The organism is Streptomyces beijiangensis (assembly GCF_017315755.1).
Lineage (GTDB): Bacteria > Actinomycetota > Actinomycetes > Streptomycetales > Streptomycetaceae > Streptomyces > Streptomyces beijiangensis.
Genome location: NZ_JAFLRJ010000983.1, coordinates 1 through 278 on the forward strand (window position 1 = coordinate 1; position 278 = coordinate 278).

A 278-nucleotide genomic window follows, 5' to 3' on the forward strand; every position below is an offset into this window, starting at 1 on the left:
AGTGCACCTGTCGCTCTACGGCTGGGACCGCCGGGTTCCGCGTTGACCATGCCACTCATCATACGTAGACTTCATCAAATGAGGAACTCATCAAGCGATGAGTCATGAGTCGCCCGCCGGTACGGAGGAGCTGACGATGCGCAACGACCACCCCGAGCGGCCGGCCGGCCGGCGCGGGCCGCCACGCGGCCGCGCCCCGGCCGCAAATTCGCGTGTCCGGGGCGCGGTGGGCCGGTGGCCTGCGGCGCGCTGGGCGGCGGTGGGGCGCGGGGCGCAGC

1 protein-coding gene is annotated in these 278 nt (G+C 71.9%); it reads left to right on the top strand.

Annotation, left to right across the window (positions count from 1 at the left end; translation table 11 throughout):
• Window positions 1-97 precede the first annotated feature (97 nt).
• Window positions 98-278 (top strand): hypothetical protein (locus J0695_RS40190; RefSeq protein ID WP_206969758.1); only part of this gene is annotated, 181 nt, incomplete at its 3' end.